At 60.9% G+C, this 19,849-nt stretch carries 18 protein-coding genes; 17 read left to right on the top strand and 1 reads right to left on the bottom strand.

What is annotated here, in order from left to right:
* Positions 1–6: 6 nt before the first annotated feature.
* Genes EXV95_RS09065 through EXV95_RS09005 form a run of 13 tightly spaced genes read left to right on the top strand, consistent with a single transcriptional unit; the run spans position 7 to position 13,773 of the window.
* Entirely contained in the window at positions 7–1,260 is a 1,254-nt protein-coding gene (locus tag EXV95_RS09065) for an NADH-quinone oxidoreductase subunit D (protein WP_176886581.1), read from the top strand.
* The gene (gene nuoE, locus EXV95_RS09060) at positions 1,257–1,748 is read left to right on the top strand and encodes an NADH-quinone oxidoreductase subunit NuoE (protein WP_176886580.1); all 492 of its coding nucleotides are present in this window, start codon (positions 1,257–1,259) and stop codon (positions 1,746–1,748) included. The genes EXV95_RS09065 and nuoE overlap by 4 nt, the downstream gene beginning before the upstream one ends.
* Positions 1,745–3,100 (top strand): NADH-quinone oxidoreductase subunit NuoF, encoded by a 1,356-nt coding sequence (gene nuoF / locus EXV95_RS09055; RefSeq protein WP_176886579.1) that lies wholly within the window; start codon positions 1,745–1,747, stop codon positions 3,098–3,100. The genes nuoE and nuoF overlap by 4 nt, the downstream gene beginning before the upstream one ends.
* Before the next feature lie 14 nt (positions 3,101–3,114).
* Positions 3,115–5,250 (top strand): NADH-quinone oxidoreductase subunit NuoG, encoded by a 2,136-nt coding sequence (gene nuoG / locus EXV95_RS09050; protein WP_176886578.1) that lies wholly within the window; start codon positions 3,115–3,117, stop codon positions 5,248–5,250.
* Entirely contained in the window at positions 5,247–6,329 is a 1,083-nt protein-coding gene (gene nuoH, locus EXV95_RS09045; RefSeq protein WP_176886577.1) for an NADH-quinone oxidoreductase subunit NuoH, read from the top strand. Before nuoG ends, nuoH begins: the two co-directional genes overlap by 4 nt.
* Before the next feature lie 12 nt (positions 6,330–6,341).
* The gene (gene nuoI / locus EXV95_RS09040; RefSeq protein WP_010463942.1) at positions 6,342–6,854 is read left to right on the top strand and encodes an NADH-quinone oxidoreductase subunit NuoI; all 513 of its coding nucleotides are present in this window, start codon (positions 6,342–6,344) and stop codon (positions 6,852–6,854) included.
* A gap of 50 nt (positions 6,855–6,904) precedes the next feature.
* A complete protein-coding gene (locus tag EXV95_RS09035; RefSeq protein WP_176886576.1) occupies positions 6,905–7,573 on the top strand; it encodes an NADH-quinone oxidoreductase subunit J in 669 nt (222 codons plus the stop codon).
* Positions 7,570–7,878, top strand: coding sequence for an NADH-quinone oxidoreductase subunit NuoK (gene nuoK, locus EXV95_RS09030; RefSeq protein WP_005793248.1), 309 nt, complete (start codon positions 7,570–7,572; stop codon positions 7,876–7,878). The genes EXV95_RS09035 and nuoK overlap by 4 nt, the downstream gene beginning before the upstream one ends.
* A gap of 31 nt (positions 7,879–7,909) precedes the next feature.
* Positions 7,910–9,955, top strand: coding sequence for an NADH-quinone oxidoreductase subunit L (gene nuoL, locus EXV95_RS09025; RefSeq protein WP_055393240.1), 2,046 nt, complete (start codon positions 7,910–7,912; stop codon positions 9,953–9,955).
* A 12-nt stretch (positions 9,956–9,967) separates the two neighbouring features.
* Complete coding sequence (locus tag EXV95_RS09020; RefSeq protein WP_055393242.1) at positions 9,968–11,443, top strand: NADH-quinone oxidoreductase subunit M; 1,476 nt, start codon at positions 9,968–9,970, stop codon at positions 11,441–11,443.
* Between the two features lie 13 nt (positions 11,444–11,456).
* A complete protein-coding gene (nuoN, locus tag EXV95_RS09015) occupies positions 11,457–12,950 on the top strand; it encodes an NADH-quinone oxidoreductase subunit NuoN (RefSeq protein ID WP_055393244.1) in 1,494 nt (497 codons plus the stop codon).
* 25 nt (positions 12,951–12,975) lie between these two features.
* The gene (locus EXV95_RS09010) at positions 12,976–13,281 is read left to right on the top strand and encodes a DUF2818 family protein (RefSeq protein WP_055393246.1); all 306 of its coding nucleotides are present in this window, start codon (positions 12,976–12,978) and stop codon (positions 13,279–13,281) included.
* A gap of 24 nt (positions 13,282–13,305) precedes the next feature.
* Positions 13,306–13,773 carry a DUF1178 family protein gene (locus EXV95_RS09005; RefSeq protein ID WP_176886575.1) on the top strand — a complete coding sequence of 156 codons (468 nt, stop codon included), beginning with the start codon at positions 13,306–13,308 and terminating at the stop codon, positions 13,771–13,773.
* 164 nt (positions 13,774–13,937) lie between these two features.
* Here the strand turns inward: EXV95_RS09005 and EXV95_RS09000 are convergent, their stop codons facing one another.
* Positions 13,938–15,752, bottom strand: a complete 1,815-nt coding sequence (locus EXV95_RS09000) for an ABC transporter transmembrane domain-containing protein (protein WP_176886574.1) — start codon at positions 15,750–15,752, stop codon at positions 13,938–13,940.
* Positions 15,753–16,127: 375 nt separating this feature from the next.
* Here EXV95_RS09000 and EXV95_RS08995 point away from each other — a divergent pair, with 375 nt between their 5' ends.
* The 4 genes from EXV95_RS08995 (at position 16,128) to EXV95_RS08980 (ending at position 19,848) form a co-directional block, all read left to right on the top strand.
* The gene (locus tag EXV95_RS08995) at positions 16,128–16,898 is read left to right on the top strand and encodes an ABC transporter ATP-binding protein (RefSeq protein WP_055393252.1); all 771 of its coding nucleotides are present in this window, start codon (positions 16,128–16,130) and stop codon (positions 16,896–16,898) included.
* Entirely contained in the window at positions 16,898–17,611 is a 714-nt protein-coding gene (locus EXV95_RS08990; RefSeq protein ID WP_055393254.1) for an ABC transporter ATP-binding protein, read from the top strand. Before EXV95_RS08995 ends, EXV95_RS08990 begins: the two co-directional genes overlap by 1 nt.
* A 57-nt stretch (positions 17,612–17,668) precedes the next feature.
* Entirely contained in the window at positions 17,669–18,865 is a 1,197-nt protein-coding gene (locus EXV95_RS08985; RefSeq protein WP_176886573.1) for an ABC transporter substrate-binding protein, read from the top strand.
* A 98-nt stretch (positions 18,866–18,963) separates the two neighbouring features.
* Positions 18,964–19,848: a branched-chain amino acid ABC transporter permease gene (locus tag EXV95_RS08980; protein WP_010463953.1), complete on the top strand. Its 885-nt coding sequence runs from the start codon at positions 18,964–18,966 to the stop codon at positions 19,846–19,848.
* Position 19,849 lies beyond the last annotated feature (1 nt).

The following is a 19,849-nucleotide window of genomic DNA, read 5'->3' as shown; positions in this document are numbered from 1 at the left end:
ACCACCATGGCTGAAATCAAGAACTATTCCCTGAACTTTGGTCCGCAGCATCCGGCGGCGCACGGTGTGCTGCGCTTGGTGCTGGAGCTCGACGGCGAAGTCGTACAGCGAGCCGACCCGCACATCGGTCTCCTGCACCGCGCCACCGAAAAGCTGGCCGAACACAAGACCTACATCCAGTCGCTGCCCTACATGGACCGATTGGACTACGTTTCGATGATGTGCAATGAGCACGCCTACTGCTTGGCCATCGAAAAGCTGCTGGGCCTGGAAGTGCCCCTGCGTGCGCAGTACATCCGCGTGATGTTTTCGGAAATCACGCGCCTGCTGAATCACCTGATGTGGTTGGGTTCGCATGGCAACGACTGCGGCAGCTCCACCATCCTGATCTACACCTTCCGCGAGCGCGAAGACCTGTTCGACATGTACGAAGCGGTCTCTGGCGCGCGTATGCATGCAGCGTATTTCCGTCCAGGCGGTGTGTACCGTGACCTGCCGGACTCCATGCCGCAATACAAGGTCAGCAAGATCAAGAACGCCAAGGCCCTGGAGGCCATGAACCAGAACCGCCAAGGTTCTTTGCTTGATTTCATCGACGACTTCACCAAGCGCTTCCCCGGTTGCGTAGACGAGTACGAGACCCTGCTGACCGACAACCGTATCTGGAAGCAGCGCACCGTGGGTATTGGTGTGGTGCCACCCGAGCGTGCGCTGAACCTGGGCATGACCGGCCCCATGATCCGTGGGTCTGGCATCGCATGGGATCTGCGCAAGACCCAGCCTTACGATGTCTACGACCGCATGGACTTCGACGTGCCCGTGGGCAAGACAGGTGACTGCTACGACCGCTATCTGGTACGCGTGCAGGAAATGCGCGAATCCAATCGCATCATCAAGCAGTGTGTGGATTGGCTCAAAGCCAATCCGGGTCCTGTCATTACTGACAATCACAAGGTGGCTGCGCCCGCTCGTGAATCCATGAAGTCCAACATGGAGGAGTTGATCCACCACTTCAAGCTTTTCACTGAAGGGTTTCACGTGCCAGAGGGTGAGGCTTATGCTGCGGTGGAGCATCCCAAGGGCGAGTTTGGCATCTACCTGGTGAGCGACGGCGCCAACAAACCGTACCGCCTCAAGATCCGTGCGCCTGGTTTCGCGCACCTGGCCACGCTGGACGAAATGGCTCGCGGCCACATGATTGCGGACGCCGTGGCCATCATTGGCACCATGGATATCGTGTTCGGAGAGATTGACCGATGATTACCGAATCGACCCGCGCGCGTTTTGCGCGTGAAGTGGCCAAGTACCCCGCCGAGCAGAAGCAGTCTGCAGTGATGGCCTGCCTGTCTATCGTGCAACAGGAGCAGGGGTTTGTCAGTGCTGAAAGTGAAGCGGTGATCGCCGAGTATCTGGGCATGGCCCAGATCGCCGTGCATGAAGTCACTACCTTCTACAACATGTACAACCAGCAGCCGTTGGGCAAGTACAAGCTCAACGTGTGCACCAACTTGCCTTGTCAGCTGCGCGACGGACAGAAGGCGCTGCACCACCTTGAAAAGAAGCTTGGTGTGACCATGGGCGAGACCACGGCCGATGGCCTGTTCACCCTGCAGCAGTGTGAGTGCCTGGGCGCCTGCGCCGATGCGCCCGTGATGCTGGTCAATGACCGCACGATGTGCAGCTTCATGGACAACGACAAGCTCGACCAGTTGGTCGACGGCCTGCGCGCGGCGGAGGGACAAGCATGACCACCGCTGCACAGATCCTCTCGCAGTTCCAGGCCACGGGCGTCCAGACCTGCTTCCACGACCGCCATATCAACCCGCAGATCTATGCGGGCCTGGATGGCACGAACTGGAGCATCAAAGAGTACGAAGCGCGCGGCGGCTATGCTGCGCTGCGCAAAATCCTGGGCACCGATGGCGGCGAACCGCTCACGCAGGACCAGGTCATCGCCACTGTCAAGGAATCAGGCCTGCGCGGCCGTGGCGGTGCGGGTTTCCCCACCGGCCTCAAGTGGAGCTTCATGCCCCGCTCGTTCCCGGGCCAGAAGTACCTCGTGTGCAACTCCGATGAAGGCGAGCCTGGCACGTGCAAGGATCGTGACATCCTTCAGTTCAACCCGCACATCGTTATCGAAGGCATGATCATCGCGGCCTACGCGATGGGCATCTCCGTGGGCTACAACTACATCCACGGTGAAATCTTCCAGACCTACGACCGCTTTGAAGAAGCGTTGGAAGAAGCGCGCGCAGCCGGTTACCTGGGTGACAAGATCCTTGGCAGCAACTTCAGCTTCCAGCTGCATGCGGCGCATGGCTTCGGTGCCTATATCTGTGGCGAAGAAACTGCGCTGCTCGAATCGCTCGAAGGCAAGAAGGGCCAGCCGCGCTTCAAGCCGCCGTTCCCTGCCAGCTTCGGTCTGTACGGCAAGCCCACCACCATCAACAACACGGAGACCTTCGCGGCCGTGCCGTGGATCATCCGCAATGGCGGCCAAGCCTACTTGGAGTGTGGCAAGCCCAACAACGGTGGCACCAAGATCTTCTCGGTTTCGGGCGATGTGGAAAAGCCCGGCAACTACGAAGTGCCCATGGGTACGCCGTTTGCCAAGCTGCTCGAACTGGCCGGTGGCGTGCGCAAGGGGCGCCAGCTCAAGGCAGTGATTCCCGGTGGCTCATCGTCCCCGGTGCTGCCTGCCTCCATCATCATGGAATGCACGATGGATTACGACTCCATTGCAAAGGCTGGCTCCATGCTGGGCTCGGGTGCCGTCATCGTGATGGACGATTCCCGCAGCATGGTGGAGAGCTTGCTGCGCCTGTCGTACTTCTATTCCCACGAGTCCTGTGGCCAGTGCACGCCATGCCGTGAAGGCACGGGCTGGATGTGGCGCGTGATCGACCGTATTCAGCACGGTCAGGGGCGCGAAGGCGATCTGGACCTGCTCAATTCGGTGGCAGACAACATCCAGGGGCGCACGATCTGTGCGCTGGGCGATGCCGCTGCCATGCCTGTGCGCGCCATGATCAAACATTTCCGTCCCGAGTTTGAGGCACTGATCCGGAACAAGGCCCCGCAGGCCGCGACCTCCGTCTGATCGCGAGAAAACATATGGTTGAAATTGAACTGGACGGTCAGAAAGTGGAAGTCGCTGAAGGCTGCATGGTGATGCATGCAGCCGAGAAGGCGGGCACCTACATTCCGCATTTCTGCTACCACAAGAAGCTTTCGATCGCCGCCAACTGCCGTATGTGCCTGGTGGATGTGGAAAAGGCTCCCAAGCCCATGCCTGCGTGCGCTACGCCGGTGACGCAGGGCATGATCGTGCGCACCAAGAGCGACAAGGCCATCAAAGCCCAGCAGTCGGTCATGGAGTTCCTGCTGATCAACCACCCGCTGGATTGCCCCATCTGCGACCAGGGCGGTGAATGCCAGTTGCAGGACCTGGCCGTGGGCTACGGCGGCTCTTCTTCGCGCTACGAAGAAGAAAAGCGCGTGGTGCCTGTCAAGGATGTTGGCCCGCTGATTTCCATGCAGGAAATGAGCCGTTGCATTCACTGCACCCGTTGCGTGCGCTTTGGTCAGGAAGTGGCCGGCGTGATGGAGCTGGGCATGATCCATCGCGGCGAGCACTCGGAGATCACAACGGTCACCGGTGATACGGTGGACTCCGAGCTGTCGGGCAACATGATCGACATCTGCCCTGTCGGTGCGCTCACGAGCAAGCCTTTCCGATACAGCGCCCGTACTTGGGAGTTGTCGCGCCGCCGTTCGGTGAGCCCCCACGATTCGACCGGTTCCAACCTGATTGTTCAGGTCAAGAACCACAAGGTCATGCGCGTGGTGCCGTTCGAGAATGAGGCTGTCAACGAATGCTGGATTGCCGACCGTGACCGTTTCTCGTACGAATCGCTCAACAGCGACGAACGCCTGACCCAGCCGATGCTCAAGCAGGGCGGGGTGTGGAGGCAGGTCGATTGGCAGACCGCACTGGAATACGTCGCCAACGGTTTGAAGAACATCAAGAACGACCACGGCGCCAACAGCATTGGCGCTCTGGTGAGCCCGCACAGCACGGTCGAAGAGTTGTACCTGGCTTCTGCGCTGGTGCGTGGTCTGGGCAGTGACAACATCGACTACCGCCTGCGCAATGCTGAATTTGCAGCGCCCGAAGGTATCCGCTGGCTTGGCACGTCCATTGCCTCGTTGTCCACGTTGCAGAGTGTGCTTGTGGTGGGCTCCAACCTGCGCAAGGACCATCCGTTGTTCGCCCAGCGCATTCGCCAGGCAGCACGCCACGGCTGTCAGGTCAGTGTGGTCGATTCGGCCCTGGCTGACTGGGCAATGCCGGTGAAACACTCCCTGCTGCAGCCTGCTGCCCAATGGGTGGCGGCGCTTGGCGGCATCGCTGCTGCGGTGGCGCAGGAAAAGGGTGCTTCTGCGCCTGCGGGGGCAGGTGCCGTGACCGAGGGTGCCTTGGCGATCGCCCGTACCCTGCTGGGTGGCGAACGCAAGGCGCTGTTGCTGGGCAATGCGGCTGCGCACCATGCACAAGCTACGCAATTGCTGGCGCTGGCCAACTGGATTGGTGAGAACACGGGGGCATCCGTCGGCTACCTGACGGAAGCCGCCAATACGGTGGGTGCTCAGTTCGTGGGGGCTCATCCTGTCAATGGTGGCTTGAATGCGGGCCAGATGCTTTCCGGTGGTCTGAAGGCAGCCTTGTTGCTCAATACTGAGCCGGTGTACGACTCCGCTGCGGGCGCCAGTGCTGCTGCCACGCTGTCTGGTTCAGACATGGTGATCACGTTGAGCCCCTTCAAGGCCAATATGGAGTTCAGTGACGTTTTGTTGCCAATTGCGCCGTTCACCGAAACGTCTGGCAGCTTCGTCAATGCGGAAGGCCGTCTGCAGAGCTTCCATGCCGTAGTACGCCCTCTGGGTGACACCCGCCCTGCATGGAAGGTTCTGCGCGTTCTGGCCAATCTGCTGGGTGTGCCGGGCTTCGACTTTGAAACCTCGCAGGACGTGCTGGTCCGTGCCACGAATGCCCCTGCGGGCACGGTCACGCAATTGGCGGCTGCTCAGATGTCCAACGCTGTGAAGACGGTGCCAGTTGCTGCGACAGCCGCAGCAGGTGAACCCGTGGTCGCATCCATCTATCAACTGGACGGCCTGGTGCGCCGTTCCACGTCGTTGCAGCTCACTGCCGACGCGCGCATGGCACGTGAAGGAGTGGCCGCATGATCGACGCGATCTACAACGCGGGCCTGAACCTGCTTTCTTTTGGGTGGTGGTCTGGCATCGTCTGGCCGGTGCTCTGGATCCTGATCAAGATCGTTTGTATCCTGGCGCCTTTGATGGGTGCGGTGGCCTACCTCACGCTGTGGGAGCGTAAGCTCCTGGGCTTCATGCAGGTGCGCCATGGCCCTAACCGCGTGGGTCCCATGGGGTTGCTGCAGCCTATCGCTGACGCGCTGAAGCTGTTGACCAAGGAAATCATCCAGCCCACGGCGGCCAGCAAGGGCTTGTTTGTCCTCGGACCTGTCATGGCCATCATGCCGGCACTGGCTGCCTGGGTGGCTATCCCCTTTGGCCCCGATGTGGCCTTGGCCAATGTGAATGCAGGTCTGCTGCTGGTCATGGCCATCACCTCGATCGAGGTCTATGGTGTGATCATCGCTGGCTGGGCCTCGAACTCCAAGTATGCTTTTCTCGGTGCGCTGCGTGCTTCCGCACAGATGGTGAGCTACGAAATTGCCATGGGCTTCTGCTTCCTGGTCGTGATCATGGTTTCCGGAAGCATGAACCTGACCGAAATCGTGATGGGGCAGGGGCGTGGCATGGCTGCGGATAAGGGCCTGACCTTCCTGTCCTGGAACTGGCTCCCGCTGCTGCCCATTTTTCTGGTCTACCTGATCTCTGGGGTTGCTGAAACGAACCGCCACCCGTTTGACGTGGTGGAAGGCGAGGCGGAAATTGTGGCCGGCCACATGGTGGAGTATTCCGGCATGGGCTTTGCGATCTTCTTCCTGGCTGAGTACGCCAGCATGTGGCTCGTTTCCATCCTGGCTGCACTGATGTTCCTTGGCGGCTGGCTGCCCCCCATCGACAGTGCGTTGTTCAACTGGATTCCCGGCTGGATCTGGCTGGGTATCAAGACCTTCCTTGTGGTGTCCATGTTCATCTGGATCCGGGCGACCTTCCCCCGTTTCCGTTATGACCAGATCATGCGTCTGGGCTGGAAGATCTTTATTCCAGTCACGCTGGTGTATTTGTTGTTTGTCGGCGGGTGGTTGCTCTCGCCTTGGAATATCTGGAAATAAGCGGGGACACAAATGACTGCTGTTGCTGCTGCTGCACCTTTTTCGTTCAAGGATTTCTTCAAGAGCTTCATGCTCGTGGAGTTGCTCAAGGGTATGGCCCTCACGGGCCGCTATGCCTTTCGCCGCAAGGTGACTGTGCAGTTCCCGGAAGAGAAAACGCCTCTTTCACCCCGTTTTCGCGGTCTGCATGCGCTGCGCCGCTATGACAACGGGGAAGAGCGTTGTATCGCCTGCAAGTTGTGCGAGGCCGTTTGCCCCGCCATGGCGATCACGATTGAGTCGGACGTCCGTGCCGATGGCTCCCGCCGCACCACTCGCTATGACATCGATCTGACCAAGTGCATCTTCTGCGGTTTTTGCGAAGAAAGCTGCCCGGTGGATTCCATCGTGGAGACGCACATCTTTGAATACCACGGCGAAAAGCGTGGCGATCTGTATTTCACGAAGGACATGCTCCTGGCCGTGGGCGACCGGTACGAAGGTGAAATTGCGGCAGCCAAGGCTGCGGACGCCAAGTACCGCTGAGCGGTGAAGGCTTCAGCCTCTTTGCCAGACTTTCTATAAAGACCCGATTCATGGACGCCAAGACTGGTTTCTTCTACCTCTTCTCGGTTGTGCTGCTGTTTGCAGCCTTCCGGGTGATCACTGCGCGCAATCCTGTGCATGCCGTGCTCTATCTCATCCTCGCGTTTTCGCAGGCGGCAGCGGTGTGGTTGCTGCTCAAAGCCGAATTCCTCGCCATTGCCTTGGTGCTCGTGTATCTGGGCGCGGTAATGGTGCTGTTCCTGTTCGTCGTGATGATGCTTGATATTCACATCGACACGGTGCGCAAAGGCTTCTGGAAGCACTTTCCCCTGGCCGCCACGGTAGGGGCTTTGATTGCGCTGGAAATGGCCGCGGTGCTGATGGGCGGTTTTCGTGGCATGGACGAGCCCAAGGCCGTCGCCACCATGGTGGATGCTGCGGGGCAGGTGGTCCCGTATTCGAATACCAAGGCGTTGGGCAAGCTGCTTTACACCGAATACCTTTATCCCGTTGAAATCGCAGCTGTGATTCTGCTGGTGGCCATGATTGCCGCCATTGCGCTCACCCTGCGCCAGCGCAAGGACAGCAAGGCCATCAATCCTTCGGTGCAGATCCGCGTCCGTGCTGCGGACCGCCTGGAAGTGGTGAAGGTCGCAGTGACCCAGAAGCCGGTGGACGAAGCGCAGGCAGAGCCTGCCGCCGAGGAGAAAAAAGCATGACGCTGACATTGGGACACTTTCTCTCGCTGGGCGCGATGTTGTTCGCGCTCGCGGTGATCGGGATTTTCCTGAACCGCAAGAACCTGATCGTGCTGCTGATGGCCATCGAATTGATGCTGCTGGCGGTGAACATGAACTTCGTGGCTTTCTCCCACTATCTGGGCGACATGCACGGCCAGGTGTTTGTGTTCTTCATCCTGACCGTGGCGGCAGCCGAATCGGCCATCGGCCTGGCCATCCTGGTGCTGCTGTTCCGCAACAAGTCCAGCATCAACGCGGAAGACCTCAACACCCTCAAGGGTTGATGGGCTACCCGTATTCCCAAGGTTCTCAAGAATGAGTCAAACCCTCTCTGCTTCAACGCTCCTGGCCGTGCCACTGGCTCCGCTGGCGGGTGCTTTGCTGGCCGGCATCTTTGGTACGACCTTTGGTGGTAACTGGATAGGCCGACGCCTGAGCCATACCCTGACGATCCTGGGCGTGCTCGTGGCGTTCGTGTTGTCTGCGATGACGCTCAAGAGCGTTGCGATCGATGGCGCGCGTTTTAACGAGACGCTGTACACCTGGATGGTTGTTGGTGGTCTGAAGATGGAAGTGGGCTTCCTGGTGGACAGCCTCACCGCCATGATGATGGTGGTGGTGACCTTCGTGTCGCTGATGGTGCACATCTACACCATTGGCTACATGGAAGAGGACGACGGCTATAACCGTTTCTTCGCCTACATCTCGTTGTTCACGTTCTCCATGCTGATGCTGGTGATGAGCAACAACCTGCTGCAGCTGTTCTTCGGTTGGGAAGCCGTGGGCCTGGTGTCTTACCTGCTGATCGGCTTCTGGTTCAACAAGCCTTCGGCGATCTTTGCCAACATGAAGGCCTTTCTGGTCAACCGGGTGGGCGACTTCGGTTTCATCCTGGGCATTGGCCTGATCGCAGCCTACGCTGGCACGTTGAACTACGGCGAAGTGTTCGCGAAGACGGGTGAACTGGGTGGTCTGCCATTCCCCGGCACCGACTGGATGCTGATCACCGTGATCTGCATCTGCCTGTTCATTGGCGCGATGGGCAAGTCGGCCCAGTTCCCGCTGCACGTGTGGCTGCCCGACTCGATGGAAGGTCCAACCCCTATCTCGGCGCTGATCCACGCGGCAACCATGGTGACCGCGGGCATTTTCATGGTGGCGCGCATGTCGCCCCTGTTTGAACTGTCTGATACGGCCCTGAATTTCATCCTCGTGATTGGTGCCATCACGGCGCTGTTCATGGGATTTCTGGGCATCATCCAGAACGACATCAAGCGTGTGGTGGCTTATTCCACGCTGTCGCAGCTGGGTTATATGACTGTGGCCCTGGGCGCATCGGCCTACTCGGTGGCCGTGTTCCATCTGATGACTCACGCGTTCTTCAAGGCACTGCTGTTCCTCGGGGCCGGCTCGGTCATCATGGGCATGCACCACAACCAGGACATCCGCTGGATGGGCGGCGTGCGCAAGTACATGCCCATTACCTGGATCACCTCACTGCTGGGTTCGCTGGCGTTGATCGGTACACCGCTGTTCTCGGGCTTCTACTCCAAAGACAGCATCATTGAGGCCGTGCACTTCAGCCAACTGCCCGCAGCCGGCTTTGCGCACTTTGCCGTGCTCGCAGGTGTGTTCATCACGGCGTTCTATTCGTTCCGCATGTATTTCCTGGTCTTCCATGGCAAGGAGCGCTACGACCAGAACCCGGATGCGCACCATGACGACCACCATGGTCATGATGATCACCACGGGCACGATGCCAAGCCACACGAATCCCCCTGGGTGGTGACGGTGCCGCTGGTGCTGCTGGCCATTCCTTCGGTGGTGGTGGGCTTCATGTTCATCCAGCCCATGCTGTTTGGTGACTTCTTCAAGGACGTGATCTTTGTCGATGCGGCCAAGCACCCGGCCATGGCGAAGCTGGCAGAAATCTTCCACGGTCCGGTGGGGATGGCACTGCATGGTCTGCAGACAGCGCCTTTCTGGCTTGCTTTGGCGGGGGTAGCTGCTTCGTACTACATGTACATGGTCAATCCTGCGCTGCCTGCGGGCATCAAGGCACGTGTCCAGCCGCTGTACACCTTGCTGGAGAACAAGTATTACCTCGATTGGATCAACGAGAACATCCTCGCCCGTGGTGCTCGTGCGCTGGGTGTCGGGCTGTGGAAGGTAGGCGATCAGGCCATCATCGATGGCGCTCTCGTGAACGGTTCTTGGAAGTTGGTGCGTGGAGTTTCCGGCATCGTGCGCTGGATGCAGTCGGGCTTTATCTTCCACTACGCGCTGGTGATGATCCTGGGTGTCTTCGCGCTGATGACCTGGTTTGTCTGGGGCGATGCTCTGTTGCAGCTCATCAAATAAGGAAAACAACAAATGGGTCTGTTGAGTCTTGCAATCTGGGCACCGATTGCCTTCGGTGTACTGCTGCTGGCCATTGGGCGGGATGAGCATGCCCGCGCGGTGCGGTGGCTGGCGCTGGTGGGGGCCGTGGTTGGCTTCCTGGTGACGTTGCCCCTGTACGATGGGTTCCAACTGGGCACGGCGGCGATGCAGTTTGTCGAGAAGGCTGCCTGGATCGAACGCTTCAACATCCACTATCACCTTGGTGTGGATGGCATCTCGTTCTGGTTCGTGCCGCTGACGGCATTCATCACGGTCATCGTCGTGGTGGCTTCCTGGGAGTCCATCACCGAGCGCGTCAACCAGTACATGGGAGCGTTCCTGATCCTGTCGGGCCTCATGATTGGCGTATTCACGGCGTTGGACGGCATGCTGTTCTACGTGTTCTTCGAAGCCACGCTGATTCCGATGTACCTGATCATCGGTATCTGGGGTGGCCCCAACAAGATCTACGCGGCTTTCAAGTTCTTCCTGTATACGCTGCTCGGTTCGCTGCTGATGCTGATCGCGCTGATCTTCCTGTACAACCAGTCGGGCGGTAGCTTCGACATTGCCACGTGGCACCAGTTGCCGCTGAGCCGTACGGCGCAGACGCTGCTGTTCTTTGCCTTCTTTGCGGCGTTTGCCGTGAAGGTGCCCATGTGGCCGGTGCACACCTGGCTGCCCGACGTGCACGTGGAGGCGCCCACCGGAGGCTCCGCCGTGCTGGCCGCCATCATGCTGAAGCTGGGCGCATACGGCTTCCTGCGTTTTTCGATGCCCATCGCCCCCGATGCCTCGCGCGAGTGGGCTTGGCTGATGATTGCCCTGTCGCTGATTGCCGTGATCTATGTGGGTCTGGTGGCCATGGTCCAGAAGGACATGAAGAAACTGGTGGCGTATTCGTCTGTGGCGCACATGGGCTTTGTGACGCTGGGCTTCTTTATCTTCAACGACCTGGGCGTGTCTGGCGGCCTGGTGCAGATGATTGCCCACGGCTTTGTCTCGGGCGCGATGTTCCTGTCCATTGGCGTGCTGTATGACCGCGTGCATTCGCGTGAAATCGCCGCTTACGGCGGTGTGGTCAACACCATGCCCAACTTCACGGCCTTTGCGCTGCTGTTTGCGATGGCCAATTGCGGCCTTCCAGGCACTGCCGGCTTTGTGGGCGAGTGGATGGTGATCCTCGGCGCCGTCAAGGCCAACTTCTGGATCGGTCTGGCCGCCGCCACTGCGCTGATCTTTGGTGCCGCCTACACGTTGTGGATGTTCAAGCGCGTATACCTGGGGCCAGTGGGCAATGACAACGTCAAGGGCCTGACCGACATCGACAGCCGCGAATTCCTGGTGCTTGCCTTGCTGGGCATTGCCGTACTGGCCATGGGCCTGTATCCCCGTCCGTTCACGGACGTGATGGACACCTCGGTGGCGGAACTGCTCAAGCATGTTGCGCTGTCCAAGCTGAACTAAGAGATTCAAGAAGATGATTGACAACATCAGCTGGCTCGCGATTTATCCCGAAATCGTGCTGTTGACCATGGCCTGCGTGATCGCGCTGGTCGACCTGGGCGTGCACAGCGCCCGCCGCACCGCCACCTACGTGCTCACCCTGCTCACGCTGGCCGTGGTGGCTGGGCTGCAGGCCATGTACGCCAGCAGCGGCAACACCTTCTATGGGTTTGGCAACATGGTGGTGAGCGATGCCATGGGCAACTGGCTCAAGTGCTTTGCCACGGTGGCCATGATGATCACGCTGGTCTATGCCCGACCTTACGCGGCAGATCGCGGCATGATGCGTGGCGGCGAAATGTTCACCTTGTCGATGTTTGCGCTTCTGGGCATGTTCATCATGATCTCGGGCAACAACTTCCTCGTGATCTACCTGGGCCTGGAACTGCTGACCCTGTCGAGCTACGCGCTTGTGGCCCTGCGCCGTGACAACGCCACGGCCACAGAAGCGGCCATGAAGTATTTCGTGCTTGGCGCCATGGCCAGCGGCTTCCTGCTGTACGGTCTGTCCATGATCTACGGCGCCACGGGTTCGCTCGATATCGGTCAGGTGTTCAAGGCCGTCAATTCGGGCCAGATTCGCCACCAAGTGCTGGTTTTCGGCCTCGTGTTCGTGGTTGCCGGCCTGGCCTTCAAGCTGGGTGTTGTGCCTTTCCACATGTGGATTCCCGACGTCTACCAGGGTGCCCCCACGGCGGTCACGCTCATGATCGGTGGTGCGCCCAAGCTGGCAGCGTTTGCCATCACCATCCGCCTGCTGGTGGACGGGTTGTTGCCCTTGGCCATCGACTGGCAGCAGATGCTGGCAGTGCTGGCGATTGGCTCACTGCTCGTGGGTAATCTGGCCGCCATCGCGCAGACCAACCTCAAGCGCATGCTGGCGTACTCCACCATCTCGCAAATGGGCTTTGTGCTGCTGGGTTTGATGTCGGGTGTGGTGAACGGCAATGTGGATGCTACGGCCGTTGAGAACGCCTACAGCGCCTCGATGTTCTACGTGGTGACCTATGTGCTCACCACGCTGGCAGCCTTTGGCGTGATCTTGCTGCTGGCCCGCGAAGGCTTCGAAAGCGAGGAAATTTCGGACTTTGCTGGCCTCAACCAGCGCAGCCCCCTGTACGCCGGTGTGATGGCCGTCTGCCTGTTCTCGATGGCCGGTATTCCGCCGCTCGTGGGTTTCTACGCCAAGCTGGCCGTGCTGCAGGCGTTGGTGGCCTCAGGCCAGACTCTGTACATCGCGATGGCGGTGTTCGCGGTGATCATGTCGCTGATCGGCGCCTTCTACTACCTGCGGGTGGTGAAGGTCATGTACTTCGATGCACCGCTGACGGCCTCGAACGTGTCCGCCCCGGCGGATGTGCGTGTTGTGCTGACCCTAAACGGCGCGCTCCTGCTGGTGCTGGGCCTTCTGCCCGGCGGCTTGATGGCCCTTTGCGCTGACGCTGTCGTGCGCGCGCTGGCCACCTAAGCGTTCCCCACTGCCTGCTGTTCCTGTGTCGCTTACCGGGTCCGTCTGGCTGGTCATCGTGGCAGCGTTCATTGCTGCCAACCTGCCTTTTGTCAACCACCGCTGGCTGGCGGTGGGGCCACAGTCCAACCCGAGAAAGCCGCTGGTGGGCCGCCTGGGCGAGCTGATCCTGCTGTACTTTCTGGTGGGTGGCTTGGCGCTGTTGCTGGAGCGCAGGGCCGGGCAGATTGCTTCGCAAGGCTGGGAGTTCTATGCGATCACCGGGACGCTGTTCCTCACACTCGCCTTTCCAGGTTTTGTTTACCGTTACCTGCTGCGCCGCCACGGCTGATGGTCGGCGTGCCCAAGGTTTGCCATGAAGGTGCTTGATCTCCAATGCCGGCAGGGCCATGTCTTTGAAGGCTGGTTCGCGTCGGAAGACGATTTCCAGGGCCAGAAGCAACGTGGATTGGTGCAATGCCCGTTGTGCGCGGACGATCACATTGAAAAACGCTTGAGTGCTCCCCGGCTGAACCTGGGGGCGCGCGAGCCAGCTGCACCGTCTGCCGCACCCGAGGGCGGCAGTCTCCAGGTCGGAAACCCTCCCGCACTTCCCCCCGCATTACAGGCTGCCTGGCTGGACCTTGCCCGCAAGATCGTCGCGAATACCGAGGATGTGGGTGCGCGCTTTGCGCAGGAGGCTCGGCGCATGCACCACGGTGAGGTGCAGGAGCGTGCGATTCGCGGGCAGGCCACTCCGGATGAGGCGATGGAGCTGCTGGAGGAGGGGATCGCCGTCATGCCCTTGCCTCTGCCCGCCGCCGCCAAGGAAACGCTCCAGTAGGTCGTTGATACTTGGGGCCAAAATACTAAATGTTTTAGGCTGCTGGCGCTTGATGGGTAAGATAGTATTGCTATCAATTTGATATCGATATGACGGGCGACCCGGGCCTGGCCGGAAACCCTCTGTAAACCCCCACTGCTGGCCGCGATCTGACAGAGCGGGCGTTACACCGTGAACTGCAACGCCGCCAGGCGGGCATAGACGCCGCCTTGCGCCAGCAGGGCCGTGTGGGTGCCTTGCTCAACGATGCGCCCATGTTCCAGCACCACAATGCGGTCCGCGTTCTGCACCGTGGCCAGCCTGTGGGCAATGACCAGCGTGGTGCGCCGACCTGTGTGGCGCTGCATGGCGGTATCCAACGCAGCCTGCACCATGCGTTCGCTCTCTGCGTCCAGCGCGCTGGTGGCTTCGTCCAGCAGCAGCAGGGGCGGGTTTTTGAGCATGGCCCGGGCAATGGCAATGCGCTGTCGCTGGCCGCCGGACAGCCGCACGCCCCGTTCACCCAGGAAAGTGCCATAGCCCTTGGGCAGCGCCATGATGAAGTCGTGTGCAAAGGCGGCACGTGTGGCTGCAATGACTTCTTCGTCTGTCGCCTGGGGGCGCCCGTAGCGGATGTTGTCCATGGCCGATGCCGAGAAAATCACGGCGTCCTGCGGCACGGTGCCCGTGTGCAAGCGCAGGGTTTCCAGGCGCAGTTGGCGGATGTCCACACCGTTGAGCCGGATGGCGCCCTGGGGTTGGCCCTGTGCCTCGGTGTCCACGTCGTAAAAGCGCTGCAGCAGCTGGAACACCGTGGTTTTGCCTGCGCCGCTGGCGCCCACCAGCGCCACCGTTTCGCCCGGCGTCAGGTGCAGCGTAAAGTCGTGCAGCGCGGGCTGGTCGGGGCGCGAGGGGTAGTGGAACCACACGTTCTCAAACTCCACCTCCAGCCCCCGTTCCGACACAGGCAGGTCCTGCGGCGCGATCGGGTCTGCCACGGGCGATCGGGTCGCGAGCAATTCCATCAGCCGCTCCGTGGCGCCCGCAGCGCGCAGCAGATCGCCATAGACCTCGCCCAGCACGGCCACGGCACCGGCCAGCAAGATCACATACACCACGGTCTGCCCCAGATGCCCGGCTGTCATCTTGCCCGCCAGCACCGCCTCCGTGCCCCGGTACAGCCCCCAGAGCAGCAGTGCGGCGTTTGCAATGATGATGAAGGCCACGAGCAGGGCGCGGGCCCCGGTGCGCTTGATGGCGACCTGGAACGCGTTCTCGGTGGCCTGCATGAAGCGGGTGGTCTCGCGAGGTTCTGCCGTGTAACTTTGCACCACCGGCACGGCATTGAGCACCTCGGCCGCGATGGCGCTGGAATCGGCCACCCGGTCCTGGCTGTCGCGCGACAGGCGCCGCACGCGCCTGCCGATCCACATGGTGGGCAGCACCACCAGCACCACGGCCACCATGACCACCGACATGACGTAGGGGTTGGTCCACACCAGCATGGCCAACGCCCCGACCCCCATCACGGCGTTGCGCAGTCCCATCGACAGGGAGGAGCCGACGACGGTCTGTACCAGCGTGGTGTCGGTGGTCAGGCGCGACAGCACTTCGCCGGTCTGGGTGGTCTCAAAGAACTGCGGGCTTTGTTGCAGCACATGGCCGTACACCGCGTTGCGCAGGTCGGCGGTCACCCGCTCGCCCAGCCAGCTCACCATGTAAAACCGCGCGGCGGAGAACACCCCCAGTGCCACCGCCACGGCAAACAGCGCCTCGAAATGATTGCGCAGTGCCATGGTTTGGGCCCCCTTGTCGGGGTTCACCAGGCCACCATCGACCAAGTTGCGCAAGGCCAGGGGGAAGGCCAGGGTGGCAAGCGCTGCCAGTACCAGGAACACCACCGACAGCGCGATGCGTGCGCGGTACGGTCGCAGAAAGGGAAGGAGGCCCGTCAGGGAGCGTGGGGCGCCGCTGGAGGGTTGAGTGGGGGTGGAAGCCATGGGGGTCAGTGTAGAGGGACCGTCCATGAGCCGCTGGGCGCGCCATCGTGTCACCGGCAAGACAAGATGTAAGAAAAAAGTCAGCGTTCTGCCTGGCGGGCTGACCCGTGAGCGGGGGCAAGCCACAGGCTGCTTTGTGCGGGGTATCGCCTCCAAAACCAGCAAGGGCGGGCGATGCCGTGCCTGTGCACCGTTGCCATGGGCGCCGCCGCAGGTCGCGATGTCCGAAAGCGTAGGCGTTTATACATAGGCATTAGTCCCAGTATCTACTGCGGGGTAGGGGGGCATACGATGCACTGCGATCACAACGCATGCATGAGGACCTTGCTGGCCAAGGCTTCTTTCCCCAGCACCCAACGGAGCGACCCAGGCGCAATGAGCGACGTCATTCTTGAAACCCACAGCCTGACCAAAGAGTTCAAGGGCTTCACCGCCGTCAGCGATGTGAATCTGGCCGTCCGCCGGGGCTCCATCCATGCGCTGATCGGCCCCAACGGCGCAGGCAAGACCACGTGTTTCAACCTGCTGACCAAGTTTCTCACGCCCACCTCGGGCACCATCCGGTTCAACGGGCACGATATCACGCGAGAGCAGCCCGCACAGATCGCGCGGCGCGGCGTGATTCGTTCGTTCCAGATCTCGGCGGTGTTCCCCCACCTCACGCTGATGGAGAACGTGCGCCTGGGCCTGCAGCGCAAGCTGGGCACATCGTTCCACTTCTGGCGCAGCGAGCGCACCCTGTCGCAGCTGGACGACCGCGCGATGCAGTTGTTGACCGAAGTGGGCCTGGAAGACCTGGCCGACGAGGTGACGGTCAACCTGCCTTACGGCCGCAAGCGCGCGCTGGAGATTGCCACCACACTGGCCATGGAACCCGAGCTGATGCTGCTCGACGAGCCCACACAGGGCATGGGCCACGAAGACGTGGACCGCGTCACCCAGCTGATCAAGAAGGTCTCTGCCGGTCGCACCATCTTGATGGTCGAGCACAACATGAAGGTCGTCTCCACCATTGCGGACCGCATCACCGTGCTGCAGCGCGGCGCAGTGCTGGCTGAAGGGCCCTACGAAGAAGTTTCGAACAACCCACAGGTCATGGAAGCCTACATGGGCACCACCGACGGTCAACTCCAAGGAGCGCATTGATGGCTGCCGCTCCCGCCCTCGAAATCAAGAACCTCGAAGCCTGGTACGGCGAGTCGCACGTGCTCCATGGTGTGGACATCGTCGTGCAGCCCGGTGAAGTCGTCACGCTGTTGGGCCGCAACGGCGCGGGCCGCACCACCACCATGCGGGCCATCATGGGCCTGACCGGTGCGCGCAAGGGCTCGGTCAAGATCCATGGTGTGGAGACCATCCACATGGCCACGCACCGCATTGCGCACCTGGGCGTGGGCTACTGCCCGGAAGAGCGCGGCATCTTCTCCAGCCTGTCGTGCGAAGAAAACCTGCTTCTGCCCCCGGCACTGAAGACCGGCACGCCCGGCATGTCGGTGCAGGAGATCTATGCCATGTTCCCCAACCTGGCCGAGCGCAAGAACAGTCAGGGAACGCGTCTGTCAGGCGGCGAACAGCAGATGCTGGCCGTGGCCCGCATTCTGCGCACTGGCGCCAAGTTGCTGCTGCTCGACGAGATTTCCGAGGGCCTGGCACCGGTCATCGTGCAGGCCTTGGCCCGCATGATCATGATGCTGCGCGAGAAAGGCTACACCGTGGTCATGGTCGAGCAGAACTTCCGCTTTGCAGCGCCGCTTGCCGACCGCTTTTATGTCATGGAGCACGGCCGCATCGTCGAAAAATTCGGCGCGTCGGAGCTGGAAGAAAAGATGCCCGTGCTCACCGAACTGCTGGGCGTTTGAACGCGCCCCGAAGTCTTGCTTCCCGTTTTCTTCAACCACACCCACAGGAGACAATCCATGAAGAACAAACTCAAAGCGCTGGCACTGGTGCTGGGCGCCGCTGGCCTGGCCACCTCGGCCGCGCATGCGCAAGACAAGGTCAAGATCGGTTTCATCACCGACATGTCCAGCCTGTACGCCGACGTGGAGGGCAAGAACGGTGCGGTGGCCATCCAGATGGCGATTGATGATTTTGGCGGCAAGGTGCTGGGCATGCCCATCGAGCTGCTCACCGCAGACCACCAGAACAAGGCCGACATCGCAGCTTCCAAGGCCCGCGAGTGGATCGACACCCAGGGCCTGACCATGCTGTTTGGTGGCACCAACTCTGGCACGGCCCTGGCATCGGCCAAGGTGGCGGCCGAAAAGAAACGCGTGTACATCAACAATGGCGCCGCCAGTTCGGCGCTGACCAACGACCAGTGCACGCCCTACACCGTGCACTATGCCTATGACACCGTGGCGTTGGCCAAGGGCACGGGTTCGGCCATCGTGGATACCGGCGGCAAGTCCTGGTACTTCCTCACGGCAGACTATGCGTTCGGCCATGCACTCGAAGCCGACACCAGCACGGTGGTCAAGGCCAAGGGCGGCACCGTGGTGGGCACCGTGCGCCACCCGCTCAACGCGTCCGACTTCTCGTCCTTCCTGCTGCAGGCGCAGAACTCCAAGGCACAGATTCTGGGTCTCGCCAATGCTGGCGGCGACACCATCAACGCCATCAAGGCTGCCAAGGAGTTCGGCATTGGCAAGAGCATGAAGCTGGCGGGTCTGCTGATCTTCATCAGCGACGTGCACAGCCTGGGCCTGCGCAACACCGAAGGCCTGCAATTCACCACCAGCTGGTACTGGGATCTGAACGACGACACGCGCAAGTTTGCCGCGCGTTTCTTCGAGAAGACCAAGCGCATGCCCACCGAAATCCAGGCGGCCGATTACTCCGCCACGATGAACTACCTCAAGGCCGTGGAAGCGGCCAAGACGGTGGATGCCGACAAGGTCATGGCCACATGGCGCGGCATGAAGATGAACGACTTCTTTGCGTCGGGCCAACTGCGCCCCGATGGCCGTTACGTGCATGACATGTACCTGATGGAAGTGAAGAAGCCTTCGGAGTCCACCAAGCCCTGGGACTACTACAAGCTCGTCAAGAAGCTGCCCGGCGACACGGTGTTCACCACCAAGGCCGAGAGCAAGTGCGCGCTCTGGAAGTAAAGCCCTGAGCCGGACTCAACGCGCACAGCCGCCCAGATGGGCTGGCCTGGCGCGTTGTGCCCCCTGACCTGAACCCCCTCCACCTGCCGCTGCCTCCCATGGAAATTTTTGGTGTCTCATTGCCGGGCCTGTTGAGCCAGCTCCTTCTGGGGCTGGTCAATGGGTCGTTCTACGCCATCCTCAGTCTCGGCCTGGCCGTGATCTTTGGCCTGCTCAACGTCATCAACTTCGCCCACGGGGCGCTGTTCATGACGGGCGCCCTGATGACCTGGATGGCGATGAACTACTTCGGCATCAACTATTGGTGGATGCTGGTGCTGGCGCCGCTGGTGGTGGGCTTGTTCGGGGTGTTGATCGAGCGCCTGCTGCTGCGCTGGATCTACAAGCTGGACCATCTTTATGGCCTGCTGCTCACGCTCGGCCTCACCTTGCTGATTGAAGGCGTGTTCCGCTCCATCTATGGCGTGTCGGGCCTGGGCTATGACACCCCTGAGCTGCTGGAAGGCGCGACCAACCTGGGCTTCATGATCCTGCCCAACTACCGGGCCTGGGTGGTGGTGGCCTCGGTGGTGGTGTGCCTGGCCACCTGGTATGTGATCGAGAAGACCAAGCTCGGCGCTTATCTGCGCGCTGGCACTGAAAACCCACGCCTGGTGGAAGCTTTCGGCATCAACGTGCCCGTGATGGTGACCCTGACCTACGCCTTTGGCGCCGCGCTGGCTGCCTTCGCTGGCGTGCTGGCGGCCCCGGTCTACCAGGTCACGCCGCTCATGGGCCAGAACCTCATCATCGTGGTGTTTGCCGTGGTGGTGATTGGCGGCATGGGCTCCATCATGGGCTCCATCCTGACCGGGCTGGGCCTGGGCGTCATCGAAGGCTTCACCAAGGTCTTCTATCCCGAAGCATCGTCCACCGTGGTGTTTGTCATCATGGTCATCGTTCTCCTCATCCGCCCCGCCGGCCTGTTCGGCAAAGAAAAATAAG

The sequence above is a fragment of the Acidovorax sp. JMULE5 genome (genome assembly GCF_013376875.1).
In the GTDB taxonomy this organism is placed as follows: Bacteria; Pseudomonadota; Gammaproteobacteria; order Burkholderiales; family Burkholderiaceae_C; genus Acidovorax; species Acidovorax facilis.
This window is presented reverse-complemented; position numbering and strand designations above follow the sequence as displayed.

What these genes read in the sequence shown, in the direction of transcription:
- EXV95_RS09065 (WP_176886581.1), top strand. Translation starts at nt 7, where the DNA reads ATGGCTGAAATCAAGAACTATTCCCTGAACTTTGGTCCGCAGCATCCG.
- nuoE (WP_176886580.1), top strand. Translation starts at nt 1,257, where the DNA reads ATGATTACCGAATCGACCCGCGCGCGTTTTGCGCGTGAAGTGGCCAAG.
- nuoF (WP_176886579.1), top strand. Translation starts at nt 1,745, where the DNA reads ATGACCACCGCTGCACAGATCCTCTCGCAGTTCCAGGCCACGGGCGTC.
- nuoG (WP_176886578.1), top strand. Translation starts at nt 3,115, where the DNA reads ATGGTTGAAATTGAACTGGACGGTCAGAAAGTGGAAGTCGCTGAAGGC.
- nuoH (WP_176886577.1), top strand. Translation starts at nt 5,247, where the DNA reads ATGATCGACGCGATCTACAACGCGGGCCTGAACCTGCTTTCTTTTGGG.
- nuoI (WP_010463942.1), top strand. Translation starts at nt 6,342, where the DNA reads ATGACTGCTGTTGCTGCTGCTGCACCTTTTTCGTTCAAGGATTTCTTC.
- EXV95_RS09035 (WP_176886576.1), top strand. Translation starts at nt 6,905, where the DNA reads ATGGACGCCAAGACTGGTTTCTTCTACCTCTTCTCGGTTGTGCTGCTG.
- nuoK (WP_005793248.1), top strand. Translation starts at nt 7,570, where the DNA reads ATGACGCTGACATTGGGACACTTTCTCTCGCTGGGCGCGATGTTGTTC.
- nuoL (WP_055393240.1), top strand. Translation starts at nt 7,910, where the DNA reads ATGAGTCAAACCCTCTCTGCTTCAACGCTCCTGGCCGTGCCACTGGCT.
- EXV95_RS09020 (WP_055393242.1), top strand. Translation starts at nt 9,968, where the DNA reads ATGGGTCTGTTGAGTCTTGCAATCTGGGCACCGATTGCCTTCGGTGTA.
- nuoN (WP_055393244.1), top strand. Translation starts at nt 11,457, where the DNA reads ATGATTGACAACATCAGCTGGCTCGCGATTTATCCCGAAATCGTGCTG.
- EXV95_RS09005 (WP_176886575.1), top strand. Translation starts at nt 13,306, where the DNA reads ATGAAGGTGCTTGATCTCCAATGCCGGCAGGGCCATGTCTTTGAAGGC.
- EXV95_RS09000 (WP_176886574.1), bottom strand. Translation starts at nt 15,752, where the DNA reads ATGGCTTCCACCCCCACTCAACCCTCCAGCGGCGCCCCACGCTCCCTG.
- EXV95_RS08995 (WP_055393252.1), top strand. Translation starts at nt 16,128, where the DNA reads ATGAGCGACGTCATTCTTGAAACCCACAGCCTGACCAAAGAGTTCAAG.
- EXV95_RS08990 (WP_055393254.1), top strand. Translation starts at nt 16,898, where the DNA reads ATGGCTGCCGCTCCCGCCCTCGAAATCAAGAACCTCGAAGCCTGGTAC.
- EXV95_RS08985 (WP_176886573.1), top strand. Translation starts at nt 17,669, where the DNA reads ATGAAGAACAAACTCAAAGCGCTGGCACTGGTGCTGGGCGCCGCTGGC.
- EXV95_RS08980 (WP_010463953.1), top strand. Translation starts at nt 18,964, where the DNA reads ATGGAAATTTTTGGTGTCTCATTGCCGGGCCTGTTGAGCCAGCTCCTT.